The 14,838-nt window shown below is 45.6% G+C and carries 14 protein-coding genes; 11 read left to right on the top strand and 3 right to left on the bottom strand.

The window, feature by feature from the left end:
• Positions 1-40 precede the first annotated feature (40 nt).
• Positions 41-1,948, top strand: coding sequence for an ATP-binding protein (locus AB4Z29_RS14085; RefSeq protein ID WP_441943674.1), 1,908 nt, complete (start codon positions 41-43; stop codon positions 1,946-1,948).
• Between the two features lie 39 nt (positions 1,949-1,987).
• Here the strand turns inward: AB4Z29_RS14085 and AB4Z29_RS14080 are convergent, their stop codons facing one another.
• Positions 1,988-2,239 (bottom strand): NHLP leader peptide family RiPP precursor, encoded by a 252-nt coding sequence (locus tag AB4Z29_RS14080; protein WP_441943673.1) that lies wholly within the window; start codon positions 2,237-2,239, stop codon positions 1,988-1,990.
• 329 nt (positions 2,240-2,568) lie between these two features.
• Between AB4Z29_RS14080 and AB4Z29_RS14075 the strand changes: the two genes are divergently transcribed.
• Positions 2,569-4,473 carry an ATP-binding protein gene (locus AB4Z29_RS14075; protein WP_441943672.1) on the top strand — a complete coding sequence of 635 codons (1,905 nt, stop codon included), beginning with the start codon at positions 2,569-2,571 and terminating at the stop codon, positions 4,471-4,473.
• Between the two features lie 46 nt (positions 4,474-4,519).
• On the opposite strand, the gene AB4Z29_RS14070 is transcribed toward AB4Z29_RS14075, so the two are convergent.
• Together AB4Z29_RS14070 and AB4Z29_RS14065 are read right to left on the bottom strand one after the other, a co-directional pair.
• The gene (locus AB4Z29_RS14070) at positions 4,520-4,762 is read right to left on the bottom strand and encodes an NHLP leader peptide family RiPP precursor (protein ID WP_441943671.1); all 243 of its coding nucleotides are present in this window, start codon (positions 4,760-4,762) and stop codon (positions 4,520-4,522) included.
• Positions 4,763-4,874: 112 nt separating this feature from the next.
• Complete coding sequence (locus AB4Z29_RS14065; protein ID WP_441943670.1) at positions 4,875-5,813, bottom strand: hypothetical protein; 939 nt, start codon at positions 5,811-5,813, stop codon at positions 4,875-4,877.
• 375 nt (positions 5,814-6,188) lie between these two features.
• Here AB4Z29_RS14065 and AB4Z29_RS14060 point away from each other — a divergent pair, with 375 nt between their 5' ends.
• The 9 genes from AB4Z29_RS14060 (at position 6,189) to AB4Z29_RS14020 (ending at position 14,819) form a co-directional block, all read left to right on the top strand.
• Positions 6,189-6,758, top strand: coding sequence for a hypothetical protein (locus AB4Z29_RS14060; protein WP_441943669.1), 570 nt, complete (start codon positions 6,189-6,191; stop codon positions 6,756-6,758).
• Between the two features lie 80 nt (positions 6,759-6,838).
• Positions 6,839-7,921, top strand: coding sequence for a Gfo/Idh/MocA family protein (locus AB4Z29_RS14055; protein ID WP_441943668.1), 1,083 nt, complete (start codon positions 6,839-6,841; stop codon positions 7,919-7,921).
• A 175-nt stretch (positions 7,922-8,096) separates the two neighbouring features.
• Positions 8,097-8,960 carry an iron uptake system protein EfeO gene (gene efeO, locus AB4Z29_RS14050; RefSeq protein ID WP_441943667.1) on the top strand — a complete coding sequence of 288 codons (864 nt, stop codon included), beginning with the start codon at positions 8,097-8,099 and terminating at the stop codon, positions 8,958-8,960.
• Between the two features lie 4 nt (positions 8,961-8,964).
• The gene (efeB, locus tag AB4Z29_RS14045; protein ID WP_441943666.1) at positions 8,965-10,272 is read left to right on the top strand and encodes an iron uptake transporter deferrochelatase/peroxidase subunit; all 1,308 of its coding nucleotides are present in this window, start codon (positions 8,965-8,967) and stop codon (positions 10,270-10,272) included.
• A 67-nt stretch (positions 10,273-10,339) separates the two neighbouring features.
• On the top strand, positions 10,340-12,148 hold the full coding sequence (locus AB4Z29_RS14040; protein WP_441943665.1) for an FTR1 family iron permease: 1,809 nt from the start codon (positions 10,340-10,342) through the stop codon (positions 12,146-12,148).
• Between the two features lie 168 nt (positions 12,149-12,316).
• A complete protein-coding gene (locus tag AB4Z29_RS14035) occupies positions 12,317-12,646 on the top strand; it encodes a LapA family protein (RefSeq protein WP_441943664.1) in 330 nt (109 codons plus the stop codon).
• A 24-nt stretch (positions 12,647-12,670) separates the two neighbouring features.
• Positions 12,671-13,588 carry a TRM11 family SAM-dependent methyltransferase gene (locus AB4Z29_RS14030; RefSeq protein ID WP_441943663.1) on the top strand — a complete coding sequence of 306 codons (918 nt, stop codon included), beginning with the start codon at positions 12,671-12,673 and terminating at the stop codon, positions 13,586-13,588.
• 32 nt (positions 13,589-13,620) lie between these two features.
• Entirely contained in the window at positions 13,621-13,824 is a 204-nt protein-coding gene (locus AB4Z29_RS14025) for a hypothetical protein (protein WP_441943662.1), read from the top strand.
• A 299-nt stretch (positions 13,825-14,123) separates the two neighbouring features.
• Positions 14,124-14,819 carry a lipase family protein gene (locus AB4Z29_RS14020; protein WP_441943661.1) on the top strand — a complete coding sequence of 232 codons (696 nt, stop codon included), beginning with the start codon at positions 14,124-14,126 and terminating at the stop codon, positions 14,817-14,819.
• Positions 14,820-14,838 lie beyond the last annotated feature (19 nt).

Genomic DNA, 14,838 nt, shown 5'->3' with positions numbered 1-14,838 from the left:
GAATTATAGCATATAGTATGATTAATGGTTGAGGTGCGGAATGAAGGCATTACATAGATGGATTGCACTCCTGATTATAGCGGTGGTCACCTTTTCTTTCTTTTCGGTGGCGACCTCTAAGGTTCAAGCCGATACAAAATTGAATAGCAATAGCATACCCCAATGGGAATTGATGTGGGATGAGGATTCCGTGCCTGCCATTGAAGAAGTGAACGGCGTCTTTGCGGCGGGAGAGTGGCAATCGTTTACATTCGATGACGCATTGCCGGATAAGCCTGCCCATATTCGTGCTGCTTGGCTCAGATTCAAGCTTCCAGAGTACGATTTGAGCAGACCGGCTGTGTTAATAACGAAGCTTACGGCCAAGGACGTTAAGATCTTTATGGATCAAAAGGTGGTTTATGAATCAAGCCGGAATTATCCCTTTAACAAAAATGAAATCTTATTGTCGCTAAGCGAATCGGAATCAGGTCAGTTCGTCTATCTATTTGTACAAACAGATTCGGATTGGCTTGGATTCAAGGCACAGCCGGAGGTTGGAGAGGGACAAGCGCTCAACAAGGATTTCTTGAAGAAGGAAGTCTATGAAGTCATTCTTGGATCCATTTTACTGTTTGTCTCCTTGGCACTGCTGCTTTGTTTTATATTTCTGAACAGAACCTACCTCGCAGGTTTAGTTTCGCTTAGCTTTTTCATTCTCTCCATAAGCTTAATGATTCTATCACTATCCCCATACTTGCACACGATGTACAGTCATAATGGAAGAGTGATGTATTATCTGTTTGACATCGGTTCTAATTTATTGATGCCGTCTTTGTTTTTCTTCTTTGAGAGGATTTTCGGAAAAGGGCCATGGAAGATCATTACAAGGTTCAGAAAGCTGCAAGTTATCGTTTCTATCATTACTATTATTTGGTTGTTCCTTTCCTTTTCTTCTAGCGAAATTGGCAGCGCGTATACATCAGCTACCATTATTACCTTCGGTGGAACGATAATTATAGGAAATGGTCTGCTATTTATTTTACTCATCCGTTTTTGTTTGCAGAAGAATAAAAATGCGATCATTATGGCTACGGGCTTTGGCATATTTGCAGCAATTGGCGTGATGGAAGTCATCTGGTATTTCATAAGCGAAATGAACTACGATATGTTTTTTTGGAAATGGGGCATCATGACCTTCCTTGTCTCGCTCTTATTTATATTGGCTAGAAGAATTATAGAAAGCTATGATCAGGTATTGAAATACTCTCGGCAGCTAGAGGTGTTCAACAATGAGCTTCAACGCTCGGAGAAAATGGAAATTATTAGTCAGCTAGCTGCTTCCGTAGCCCATGAGGTGCGCAATCCTTTGCAAGTTACGAGAGGGTTTCTACAGGTGCTGGGTGAAAGCCCACGGAATGAGAAAGAGAAAGGCTTCATGGTGCTTGCAATCGAGGAGCTGGACCGGGCATCGGAAATTATTACGGACTTTCTGATGTTTGCCAAGCCGGAGCTGGACCAGATGACTACTCTGAACGTAGCAGAAGAAATATTGAAAATCGAAGCGATACTCGTTCCTCTGGCTAATATGCAAGGCAGCATCATCCAGGTTGAATCGGCTTCAAATTTATACGTATATGGCAATTCGTCAAAGCTCAAGCAAGCTCTTATTAACATTATTAAAAATAGTATAGAAGCGCTTAACAAGGGCGGAACAATCGTCATACAAGCTTATTCAAAAGACGATCTTCATGTAGTCATTTGCATTAAAGACAACGGGGAAGGTATGAACGAGCTTGAACTGAAGAAGCTGGGAGAGCCATACTATTCCAAAAAAACAAAAGGAACAGGCTTAGGCTTAATGGTAACCTTTCGAATTATCGAGGTCATGAAGGGAAGCATTTTCTTTACAAGTGAAAAAGGGGTAGGAACGGAAGCTACTATTCAGTTCCCAATGGTAAAAAAATAGCGCTGATTGCTCAAGAGCAGTCAAGCGCTATTTCTCTGTCTATTGCCAAGCGGCTCCATCGGAATCGCCGTCGTTGCTTATGTCTGAAGGGTTTTGTGGAAGCACGAAATAATATTTATTAGTTGTTTCTTCTACTACTTCTACCTCGATGGAATCTGGTATGTCAATGCCGAAAGCTTTTTTCACCGCTGCTTTAGGGTCTGCAAGTAATTGTTTCTTAAATTCAGCATCTTCCCATGCTTTTTGAATAATTTGTTCCTGCAACGTTTGCTCTGCGGCCACATTGATCATCCTCTCAAATATGTATAAGTCTTCCTTCCTAATTCTATCAGGAAATTTCGACACAATCTATATGAAAATCGTATTTTCGACATATAATAGATACTATAGAACCTTTAAAATAATGTTAAAATATGAAAAGTGGTCTAAAAGTCCTTATTTGCATACTGTTAATTTAAATAAGCTATCGTATACTAGAATTAGGCGGTAATAGTTGTATAGGGTAAAATTGTTTCAAATTATTATTTTTGGTAAAAAAGGAAAAGGTGGAAGGTAATAAATCGAAGATTGTCGAAATATAGTAAGGTAGAATGCTTATATTATTTGTATAGAGGTGTCCGATGAAGGGGTTCAACAAATACATTTTTGTAGCTATGCTTTTATTGTTTTTTATATCGCCATTTTTGGTGACTACCTCTTATGCTTTATCTGATAAGCCAGCGGTTTCTATTACGAAATGGGAAATGATGTGGGAGGAAGATAGTCAGCTTTCGGTTGATAATGTGTTAACAAGTAAAGATTCAGACTGGGTCGAAATTAATTATGGCGATCAATATCCAAAAGTTCCCAAAGAAATCCATACAGCCTGGATTAAGTTTAAGCTACCAGAATTAGCTTGGACAGTTCCTGCATTATCTATAAATAAAATATATGCGCAAAATATAGAAATTTTTATAAGTAATGAAAAGGTGTTTGAGAGCAACAGAGATTATGCATATGATAAGTACCAGATCTTATTGCCATTGAGTAAGAAATCATCCAATACCTTTGTTGTTATGAAAATCAGCACATTTACAGATCGAATAGGTCTACAAGACGTAGTAACGATAGGAGAATATCGATCTATTGCTAAAAAACATATGATTTTAGATTTGGCTGATGTTATTTTAGGAGCATCACTCATAATTATATCTATAGCCATGGTCGCGATTATGTTCTTTCTTAATAAAGATTTTATAAAAGGCTTAAGATCATTAGGATTAGTCATCTTCTCAACTGGAATAATGATTCTTACATATTCGCCCTTTATTCATAATAGTTTCAGTGAGTATGGCTATATAAGCTATTACTTGTTTGATATTTTTTCTACCTTATTAATTCCATCACTTTTCTTTTATATTGAAAAAATATTTGGTCGTGGTCCATACGGTTTAATAAAGCATTTTAGAAATTTCCAACTAGTTGTTTCATTGATAAGTATTATTTGGCTACTCGTAAGCTTTAAATGGGATATGGTATATGGTTGGTACGCTTACGCTTCTGCCGTTTTCTTCGCGATATCAATAGTTTTCGGTAATTTATTATTTGTTGGTTCGCTCATTATTTTTAGTAGAAAAGGGAATAAGGATGCTATCATCATGTCTGCCGGTTTGATTCTTTTTGCTGCAATAGGATCAGGCGAAATCTTATGGTATTTTTCGAGTGGGAAACTCCATTTGATGTTTTATTGGAAATTAGGAGTTTTGGCTTTTATTACTTCGTTGGTAGTTATTCTGGCAAGACGTTTTTCTCAAAATTATGAACAGGTTCTAAGATACTCTAAGCAGCTTGAGGTCTTTAATAATGAATTGCAACGCTCTGAAAAAATGGAGATTATTAGCCAACTTGCAGCGTCTGTAGCCCATGAAGTACGAAATCCATTACAGGTAACTAGAGGGTTTCTTCAATTGTTGGGTGCAAAATCAAAGAATGACAAAGATAAGAGTTATATGGTACTCGCAATTGATGAACTCGATCGTGCTTCAGAAATCATTACGGATTTTTTAACTTTTGCTAAACCGCAGCTAGAGAACAATACGTTATTAGATATAAGAGAAGAATTACACCAAATTGAAGGAATCCTTATTCCATTAGCTACAATGCAAGGGGGAATTATTGATGTCAAAGCAGATTCTGGCTTATTAGTTCGTGGAAATACATCAAAATTAAAACAAGCGTTAATAAATATCATAAAAAATAGTATAGAATCGTTTGGTTCAGAAGGAAGAATTGAAATTAAAGCTTATCAGAGTGAGGATTCTAATCAAGTGTTTATCAGTATTAAAGATAATGGGGAAGGGATAAGTGAAGAGGATTTAAAAAAATTGGGCGAGCCATACTATTCGAAAAAGTCTAAAGGTACTGGATTGGGATTAATGGTTACTTTTCGGATAATAGAAGCTATGCAAGGGAAAATTATTTTTAAAAGTACGAAGGGGGTTGGCACTACGGTTACGATATCATTACCATTAGGAATTAATAAATAGCGTGTATGTATGAAAATAGGGATACACGCTACTATTGCATTTTAAATTATAGCCACATAGGTACTTCTACATTTTCGTTTGCCTTAACCGCTGCAGGGCTTTCCGGAAGTACCAAATAAAATTTATTAGCGGATTCTTCTACAACTTCAACTTCGATTGTGTCCGGAAGATCTACGCCAAATGCTTCTTTGACTGCTGCTTTCGGATTGGCAATAAGCTGTTTTTTGAATTCGGCGTCTTCCCAAGCTTTATTAATGATTTGTTCTTGAAGATCTTGTCTTGTTGACACAATAATCACCCTTCCGAATATGTATAAGTTTACCATACCCAGTCTATCATGTCCTTTCGACAAATTCTATATAAATTTTCAAATATTCGACAAATAATAGAAACTATAGAACCTATAAAAGAGTAGAGTTAGTTACAAAGTAATTGAGTCCGCCTTTGAGAAGGGCATTTTTGTTTGATTCTAACGTATCACGAATGTGGTTCAAATGATCCAATACATACGAATGAAAGTCTACTAGTTCACTCGCACCTGCATCCAATTCATGCAGCTTCTTATGATTGTCGGTGGCAAACTGCACGTATTGCTGCATGCATCCCCGAATGTAAATCGCATTCTCAGCATCCTTTTCGGTTAAAGGCGATTCATCTGGGCTTCTGCCGGCTGCAATCATCGCGAGCAGACCGTTGTAGCTGCCTTCTGCTAGATCTTCTTTCCAATCGGCGTAGTCATCGGCCATCTGAAGCGTCATCAGCACGATTTCGATGGCATGCTCAAGCTTCTCGATCTGCTCCGTACGGCCTGCCAAGAGGAGTGCGCCTGTACTTGCGATTTTGACGGGACCGGCTTTGCCTGCGGTGCGGATAGGATCGCTCACAAAGTAATCCTCGCTGTCTTCGTTTGTTACGCTCTCAGCCCAAGCGGCAACATAACGGTTATAATATTCCCAGAACGGAGAGTCTGATGGGTAAAGCCCGCGTAAGACATTAAGCATTTCATGTAATAGAAGGTTGCCAAGGGCAAGCTGGCCTTTCCAGCCGGAAGAAGGCTGGCTGTCCATCACGTCATCTTGAATAAAAAAATAAAGCATTCCATATACATTAGCTAAAGCAAGCCGCCCGCACTCCAATTCGCTGATGCCGCTTGGCTCCTTAATCCAATAAGGTAGAAGGCTGCAAATATAGTCCTTCCCGCTGTGTTCCTTAACGGGGTTGTGCTTGTCTGCAAATGTAAGCCCTAATGTCCGCAAAGGTTCGGGGAATTTCGAGATGGTTTGCTCGGCCTGCGAGTAAACTTGTCCCAATTGTTCTTTATAACGGTTAAACCATTCCATAGATAAACCCTCCGCTATCATTGAATGAAACTAAAAACGACTATACTAAAAAATGATCAAGCGCATATAAATAGTTTAAGCAGGGTGCAAATCTTTTTTTACTATATCATCTCTCATATATGCAAATGTTAACATTTTTTTAAGCATGAGGGAGAAAAGGGCGACTTTCTTATTGAGTAAAAGGAGAAAATCCAGTAATATGGAGTAAGGCTATGCAAGTAGGAGAGTTTGGTAGACGATCTTCTGTCACACTATGCTTACAGAACTGGACTAAGGTCGGGGATAGGCCTATTACCTGAGCAGGTTTAGAATTTAGTTCTCCTGCATTAAAGTTAATACCTAGATGAAAGTTCTTTAATGTGGAGGTAGTACGGCATGAATAGAGAAAAGGAAATCTATGTGCTCTTAACGAACACGGGGACATTATTTTCGAAGACAATTAGATGGTATACAAAGAATATGCTGAACCATGCGTCGATTGCTTTTGACAGCGATTTGAATGAGGTCTACAGCTTTGGGAGAAAAAACCCAAGTAATCCGTTTTTTGCCGGATTCGTGAAAGAGGACGTACGTGGCGTATTTTTTGAGCATTCGACCTGCGCACTATACAGATGCACGATTAGTCATTGTGCCTATATAAACATAAGAAATCAAATTCAGTATATGGAAAAGAATCGCGATCAATACAAGTACAACCTGCTTGGCATGCTGGGCATTATGCTCAACATTGAGATGAAACGGGATTATGCTTATTTTTGCTCACAGTTCGTTGCTTCTGTCTTTGAGGAGAGCGGAGTGAGTTTAGTCAATAAGCCGTCTTTGTTCGTTACTCCAGCCGATCTGGAGAATACAACATTGCTAGAATTAGTCTATCATGGCAAGCTGCATGCCTATACGGGCGTCGCAGAGGAAATTAAAGCAACGGGCACCTTTAGAACGGCATAAAGAAGATCTCTCATGAAGAGGTCTTTTTTCTTTTTATACCCTAAGCGAATGACTTTCAAACACGGAGGTTGAACGAAAAAATGTCGATAATCAGTTTCGGAATTGTAGGCGGCGGCTGGCGCGCGGAATTTTATATTCGGATCGCCAAAGCGATGCCTGACCGTTTCCATATCCATGCCATCATGGTAAGAGATGAACAAAAAGGATTGGAGCTGGAGGCGAAATGGGGCATACGGACGGTCCGCACGCTTCGGCAATTGATGGAGGAGTCTGGCCAATTCAGCTTTGTGGTTGTTTCTGTACCTCGGCTTGTTGCGCCAGAGATCATGCATGAACTAGCGGAGAGAGGGATACCCGTCTTAGCTGAGACGCCTCCAGCGGCTGATATTGCAAGTCTCCAAGCATTATGCGAGTCTCTGCCGAAGGGTGCGAGAATCCAAGTGGCGGAGCAGTATTTGTTTCAGCCTATGCACGCAGCACGGATCAAGCTTGCTCATTCTGGGAAGCTTGGCGAGGTGTCGCAGGTACAAGTATCGGCTGCCCATGATTATCATGGAATCAGCTTGATTAGGCAGCTTCTGGGCATTGGCTTCGAACCTGCAGAGATTAGCGGGCAGGATTTCGAATCGATGCTGATGAAAGGGCCAAGCCGTCAAGGCGATCCGCTGGAGGAGCAGATGGCTCCGTCCATCCAAAGAATCGCAACCTTCCGCTTTGGCAATAAGCTTGCCGTTTATGATTTCACAGGCGATCAATATTTCTCATGGGTTCGCCGAAGCCGAATGCTGGTAAGAGGCAGTAAAGGGGAGCTTGTTGACAACGAAATTAGTTATTTGCATGATTTTGCTACACCTATATATACGGAGCTTCACCGCGTGGATACGGGGCACCATGGCAACTTGGAGGGCTATTACCATCGCGGTGTAATGGCAGAAGGGGAGTGGCTGTATCGCAATCCGGCCGCTCCCGCAAGACTTAGTGATGATGAAATTGCGATAGCGACCTGTTTGCTCCGAATGGGCGATTACGCTGCATGGAATGGCCCGTCATTCTATAGCTTGGCAGAGGCTTCTCAGGATCACTATCTTGCGCTTCTGATGGACCAGGCTATCCTGACAGGTAAAACGATTCATTCCACTGTAATGGAATGGATCTCTGAATAGAAATGGTAAAAGAAGAAAATATAAATTAGCCGTGAGCGGCTCTCTCAAGCAAGATCAAGGGAGAGGCCGCTTTATTTAGTACTAAAACATTTAATTGACAATGATTATCACTTGCGAATATACTTCATTTTAGAATAAAACAGATCGAATCTAATGGAGTAGGGGAGCAATCATAATGAAGTTTAAAGTCATGTCTTTTTTAGTGGCGTGTACAATCGTATTTACGGGCTGCGGCTCAAATGCTGTGGAGAATGATAAACCGGCTAATGAGAGCGCCTCGACGAATGCGGCGAATGAAACGGCTGCAGCGGACGACGCATGGGCGCCGATACTTGAGAGCTACCGGCAATTTACGATTGAGCAGGCAGACACTTTTATAATAGAAACAGAGAAATTTGTGACGGCTGTGAAAGACGGCGACGTGGAAACGGCTAAGCAGCTTTATGCTCCTACACGTATGTATTTCGAGCGAATTGAGCCGATAGCGGAAGCGATTGGTGATCTAGATCCCAATATCGATGCGCGGGAAAATGACGTTGAGGATAAAGATTGGCGTGGTTTCCACCGGATTGAGCAAGGATTGTGGGAGAAAAACTCGACAGAGGGCATGGAGGAATATGCCGATCGCCTGCTAGAGGATGTCAAGCTGCTTCGCGCTTTGATGGAAACCGTCGAGGTGGAACCTAGCTTGCTCGTAACGGGTGCGGTAGAACTGCTGAATGAAGTATCCTCCTCTAAAGTGACGGGTGAGGAAGAGCGTTACTCGCATACGGATTTGTATGATTTCGCTGCGAATGTGGAAGGCGCAGACAAAATCTATCAGCTTGTTAAGGGTGAATTGAATAAAAAGGATGCAGCTCTAGACGAACAGATTGGCAAAGGCTTTGCTGATCTGGAGCAGGCGCTTGCTGGATACAAATCAGGAGACGGCTATGTATCCTATTTGGAATTGAAAGAAGAGGATACGAAAAAGCTGAGCCAGCTCATTGACGCGCTCGCAGAGCCGCTATCGCAAATGGGGACCATATTGGAGGCATAACCGCATGGACAGACCTACAGAGCCAAATAAAGGTGAAACGGAGAGCAAACCGACAGATAAAAAAATCAGCCGCCGGGATTTACTGCGGCTGGCTGGCGTTGGCGGGGCCGGCTTGCTGCTGGGAGCAACGGGAGTGGGAAGTTTATTCTCGGGACAGATGCGCAGTGCGGCGAAGCCGGCGTCGCAGGTTCCCGAAGACAAATCAGCTGACATCGTTAGCTTCTATGGCAAGCATCAAGCCGGAATTACGACGCCGGCACAGGACTTTATCATCTTTGCAGCGTTTGATTTAACAGCAGCTGCGCTAAGCGACGTGCGCAAGCTGTTCCAGGATTGGACCAATGCGGCTGCGGCGATGGCAAGGGGGGAGCTGCTGGGCGATACGAACGATAACTTAAACTTGCCGCCATCGGATACGGGGGAAGCGGAGGGATTATCCCCTTCGCGTACGACGATTACCTTTGGCGTAGGCCCATCCTTTTTCGATGGGAGATACGGCTTAGGTGGGAAACGGCCTGCACCGCTCATTGACTTGCCTGCGTTCGGAGGGGATGAGCTGCGCGAGGAATGGTCCGGCGGCGACATTGGCGTTCAAGTGAATGCGAACGACATGCAGATTGCCTTTCATGCGCTGCGTAATTTGGCTCGAATTGCGCGCGGGAAAGCTGTGCTGCGCTGGACGCAGGAGGGCTTTCAGCGCACGAGCAGCTCCGATCCGTCGGGAGCGACGCCACGGAATTTAATGGGGTTCCGTGACGGAACGGGTAACCCTGATGTAACGGACGAAGCGGAGATGAACAAGGTTGTATGGGCTTCAACCTCTGATGGCATGCATTGGATGGACGGGGGCAGCTATATGGCTGTTAGGCGGATTCGGATGCGGGTAGAGGTCTGGGACCGCTCGACGCTTGGCGATCAGGAGGCTACCTTTGGAAGGCATCGCGCTAGCGGCGCACCGCTCGGCGCTGTTCATGAGAGAGATAAGCTCGATCTGGACCAAAAGGATGAGAAGGGCAAGCCTGTCATTCCCATGAACGCTCATGTACGTCTCGCACACGGCGATGGCTCGGTGAAAATCCTGCGCCGCTCCTATTCGTATTCCAGCGGCATGGACAACAAAACGGGTCAACTCGATGCTGGCTTGCTGTTTATTTGCTATAACCGCGATTCTCGGAAGCAGTTTATCCCGATGCAGCAAAAGCTTGGTCAGAGCGACCTGTTGAACGAGTACATCGTGCATACGGGAAGTGCCGTATTTGCTTGCTTCCCCGGGGTCAGCGAAGGCGGCTATATTGGTGAAACGTTATTTTAGATATTTTAGATGCGAGAGCTCGCAATGAAACGATAGAAGCTCTTCGGAATGAAAGGAGCGGACGAGAATGTTCGCACRACCTAGCAGCGGAATGAAACGTCATCTAAAACGTTTCGTTTCCGTTGTTTTTCTATTCGTCCTATTAGTGGCAGGAGATATTCCAGTTCATGCAGAAGATGCGCAGACGGCTGAGCTGAATCAGCTGCTGCCGCTCGTGGGCAGCGCTTTGGTTGAAGCCGGGCAAGGCAAGTGGAAGGAAGCGAGCGTCCATGTAGACACTGCTGCAGCAAAGTGGAAGCAGCTGAATCCAGCATCCACCAAGGAGTCGGCCGCTGTGGACTCGGCGTTTGCAGGTGCGGTGAAAGCGCTGCTGGCAGCGGGCAGCAAGGCGGATGAAGGTAAAGGCAAGCAGTCGCTTTCTACGCTAGCAAAGGCATTGAACAACTATGTGAAAAGCGTACAAGAGCAGGTTCCGCAGCTTGACGGAAAAGCTGCTGCAGCAAGTATGCTTCCGTTAATTGGAGAGCTGCTTGCGCATGTTGAAGCAGGGGAATGGGAACAGGCGAATGTCGCTTACAAACAAATCAATGCAGGGTGGCCTAAGATCGAGCCGGCCGTAAGGGCGGATAATCTTGTCGTATACGGGGGCTTGGAGACAAGGATGAGCATGCTGCGCATCGCCATTCAGGCTAATCCGCCCCGTACGGAGCAAGCGCAGACCGAGGGAGCTGCACTCATTCAGCTCATTAATGATTATGAAGCTGGTAATGTTGCGCCCGCCACAGAGGATGCGGGCTTGACTGTCGCAGATGCCGTTGACATGCTTGCACAAGCGTTAAACGACATTCAGCTCGGCCATTTTCCCGAAGCAGCAGGTCAAATGGATGCATTCATTGCCTCTTGGCCGGCAATTGAAGGCGATGTCCAGCTCCGTTCTGCTGCGGTGTACAGCCGCATTGAAATGCAGATGGCTGAGGCAGGCGGATATTTGGCATCGAATCCTCCTGCTGCGGATAAAGCAGAATCGGTCATTTCAGAAATGTTGACCGAGCTGGAGCCAATGATGCAGGAAACACGCTATACGGCTTGGGATGCTGGAATGATATTGCTCCGCGAAGGGCTTGAAGCGATATTGGTACTCGCAGCTTTGCTTGCTTTCTTGCAGCGTACGGGTAATGAGGACAAGCGAAAATGGGTCTGGTCAGGCGTATGGGTGGGGCTGTTGCTCAGCGGCATCATGGCTGTCATATTAACGTATGCGATTGCACAGGTAGCAGCGGGGAGCGCGCGCGAATCGATAGAAGGCATTGCCGGTTTATTATCCGTGGCGCTTATGATTACAGTGGGCAATTGGCTGCACAATAAGTCCAACATCCACAACTGGAACCAATACATTGATAAGCAAATGAACCGGGCATTGGCTCGCGGCAGCCTGTGGTCCTTGTTTGCCGTTTCCGGGCTAGCTATTTTCCGCGAGGGTGCTGAAACAACGATTTTTTATGTCGGAATGGCACCATCGATTGCGCCATCTCAGCTCGCGCTCGGCTTCGGTGCAACATTCGTACTGCTGCTGGCATTAGGCTATGCCATCATTAGATTCAGTGCGAAGCTTCCGGTACGCCCTTTTTTCTTAGTGGCATCAGCACTTATCTATTACTTGGTCGTTCGTTTTCTTGGAGAGAGCATCCATTCCTTGCAGGTTTCGGGCTGGGTGCCGACGCATACGGCTTCAAGCCTACCGACTATTGGCGCGATTGGCGTTTACCCAACCTGGGAGACAACGCTCCCGCAGCTTGCGGTCCTTTTGTTTATTGTGATTAAGGTTGGTGTGACACAGCTTCGCCAAGACGCATCAAAGGCAAGCGTGCGCAAGTGAATTTGCAGATCACAAGGGGCTGTCAGGAGACACAAGCCTTATTATTTGCTTCATACTTCCCTAAATACGGTTAAGTAATAAGGAAGCGGCGGCATGTCCGAGCATGGCTTGACAATAGGCGAATCGATGGGGTTTATGGTATGATTTCTGGAAAAGGGAGGTATCGGAGTGAAGGGACAAAGCATTCTTATATCCGCGCTCGTATTTGCGCTTCTAATCGCGATTTTTGCGGTGATAAACGTCGATTCGGTGCAGGTGAATTTCCTATTTACGAAAACGACGCTTCCGCTTATTCTTGTGATCTTGGCATCGACGCTGCTCGGCGGTCTTACGGTAGGTCTTCTTGGCATGATACGGCAAATCCGGCTTCAGCGCACAATAAAAACGTTGGAGAAGCAGCTGGCTGAGCTGTCTCACGACGGCAGCCTCCCGGGAGCGGCCGGAAAGGCGACGCGCGGCGAGCAAGAGGAAACGGCGTTCGTGCCGCAGCGCGATTAACTTATTGTGATAGCGGGGGCATCTATGTTTATTTATACGTACGCATGTCATGAGGATGAGGCGGACTTGTGTGCGCTTGAGCTCCAGCTGCTGTTCGGAGAGCCAGTCGCTGGAGGCGCATGGCTTAGCAAGCGAAATATCGCCGTTGACCGCAGCCCTTTCATGAAGCGTCGAATCGAAGTTTTGAAGCAAGCAGACAGTCTGGATCAGCTGCTTGCGCAGCTATCGCTCGTTGAGTTAGGCGGTCTGACATTCAAGGTTCTCTATACGCAAGGTGACGAGGCAGTCTCCTACGAGGAGCAGAGGCAGCTGGAGCGGGCTGCAGGCGCGGTTATCCGAGGCAAAGTGGAAATGCGAAAGCCTGAGCGGTTATTTGGACTTACAAAGCTGCATGGCAGCTGGTATTTCGGTTTGCTGGAGGAAAGCAGCGCGGTATGGCTGAAGCATCAAAACAAGCCGCAAAACTATTCCACTGCGCTACCGACAAGAGCTGCGCGTGCGATTGTCAATATTGCCGCAGGTGCATCTCCAGAACAGCTTCGCCTTATTGATCCTTGCTGCGGCATGGGGACAGTCCTTATTGAAGCATTATCAATGGGGATCGCGATCGTGGGTCTCGATCTCAATCCGCTGGCTGTGAAGGGAGCGAGGGTCAACCTAGCCCATTTTGGCTATCCTGATCTCGTAAAGCTTGGCGATATGCGGCTTCTCGAAGGGATGTACGATGCGGCAATTATTGATATGCCTTACAATTTATGCTCGGTGCTGCCGGAGAATGAGCAGTTGGCTATGTTGGGGAGCATAAAAGGATGGGCTAAACGCGCGGTCATCGTAACGACGGAACCGATCGAGCGGCAGCTGGGTTTGGCGGGCTTGCGCATAACAAATCATACAACCCTGAGCAAAGCCTCTTTTACCAGATATATAAGTGTAGTAGAATAAGAAATACGTAGCGCATGAAGCGAGGTGAACCTATGTCTACAATCGAACAAAACGAATCCGCAGAGCAGCCGAAGAAGCTGACTCAAGCGGAGAAAGCGAAACAGCTGCTTGCTCAGAAGAAGCAATTGAAAGCTGGCGGAGCCCCTGGCCAAACGCATCTTTCTACTGGGACGCAGGCACTGAAGAGCCAGAACACGAAGAAAGTAAACAATCAGCGTAAGAAAATGGGCGTATAACAGCCGACAAGGCAAGCTTAACGCACCAATAGCTAAGGAGGAGCGCCAGCTGGAAACAGCTAGGCGTTTTTCTTTATGCCTACGTCTTCTCGGCACCTATTCCTGTCGTACAACGTAAAATGATGGACGGGAGCAGAAGCGAAACATCAATCGCAATATTGGTATCTGAACGCATCCGCTGACCGTAACAGCATTGAGTGGAAAACTGAATTTCAAGGAAATAACAAATAGATTGAAGAATGATATTTGCTGCTATCCCACATAATGAATATACGCACATGATTTTGGAGGGATTCGTTATGACGGCGACCAAACCATCTCGCATGAATATTTATTTGCTAGCCGGTGTCGCAACATCCAATAGCATATTTACCGAATGTAAAATAAAGCTTGAAAAGCTGTTTCAGTCCGATGGCATCGAGCCTGCCATTCATGTTATTTTCCCTTACGGCGATGCAAGCCGGAACTTAGTCAGGCAGGTGCTTGAGGTGAGAAGCGACCTCTCCAATCGAATAACCGCGGGCAGGATTGGGGGCCAGCATGCACTTGCAAAGATTAAAGAAACCTTTAGCGGAGAGCGCATGCTGCTGATTGGCCACAGCGGTGGTGGAGCAGCAGCCTATCAGGCAGCAAAGATGCTTCATGAGCAGGAGAAAGTCGAGGACTTCCGCATCGTACAGGTCGGCTCGCCAAGAACGCCGATCGATCCCAAGCTGCAGAGCCATGTAAGCTATTTCCATTCTATTGACCGTCTAGGCAAGCTTAATGATCCGATTAGCCGAATTGGGACATGGGGCGGCTGGAGCCGGGATCGTTATACGATGCCGAGATGGAATCGCATGAAGTATGCGCCTGGCTATGTCGAAGGCATCCCGATGGTAGGGGGACATGCTGATTATTTCCGTCACACGGAAGATTATGCAGACCAAGAGGCAGTCTGCAATCTCGATAAAACGGTTGACCGCGTGCGAGGCTGGTTGAAAGGGTGGGTGTGATTCTTTACACTGAGTAGAG

The sequence above is a fragment of the Paenibacillus sp. 2TAB23 genome, assembly GCF_052115165.1.
Taxonomy (GTDB): Bacteria; Bacillota; Bacilli; order Paenibacillales; family Paenibacillaceae; genus Pristimantibacillus.
The sequence above is the reverse complement of the archived record's forward strand: the minus strand, read 5'-3'. Positions and strand labels throughout refer to the sequence as shown.

Coding starts and splice junctions, on each gene's coding strand:
- AB4Z29_RS14085 (WP_441943674.1), top strand. CDS start 41: ATGAAGGCATTACATAGATGGATTGCACTCCTGATTATAGCGGTGGTC.
- AB4Z29_RS14080 (WP_441943673.1), bottom strand. CDS start 2,239: ATGATCAATGTGGCCGCAGAGCAAACGTTGCAGGAACAAATTATTCAA.
- AB4Z29_RS14075 (WP_441943672.1), top strand. CDS start 2,569: ATGAAGGGGTTCAACAAATACATTTTTGTAGCTATGCTTTTATTGTTT.
- AB4Z29_RS14065 (WP_441943670.1), bottom strand. CDS start 5,813: ATGGAATGGTTTAACCGTTATAAAGAACAATTGGGACAAGTTTACTCG.
- AB4Z29_RS14060 (WP_441943669.1), top strand. CDS start 6,189: ATGAATAGAGAAAAGGAAATCTATGTGCTCTTAACGAACACGGGGACA.
- AB4Z29_RS14055 (WP_441943668.1), top strand. CDS start 6,839: ATGTCGATAATCAGTTTCGGAATTGTAGGCGGCGGCTGGCGCGCGGAA.
- efeO (WP_441943667.1), top strand. CDS start 8,097: ATGAAGTTTAAAGTCATGTCTTTTTTAGTGGCGTGTACAATCGTATTT.
- efeB (WP_441943666.1), top strand. CDS start 8,965: ATGGACAGACCTACAGAGCCAAATAAAGGTGAAACGGAGAGCAAACCG.
- AB4Z29_RS14030 (WP_441943663.1), top strand. CDS start 12,671: ATGTTTATTTATACGTACGCATGTCATGAGGATGAGGCGGACTTGTGT.
- AB4Z29_RS14025 (WP_441943662.1), top strand. CDS start 13,621: ATGTCTACAATCGAACAAAACGAATCCGCAGAGCAGCCGAAGAAGCTG.
- AB4Z29_RS14020 (WP_441943661.1), top strand. CDS start 14,124: ATGACGGCGACCAAACCATCTCGCATGAATATTTATTTGCTAGCCGGT.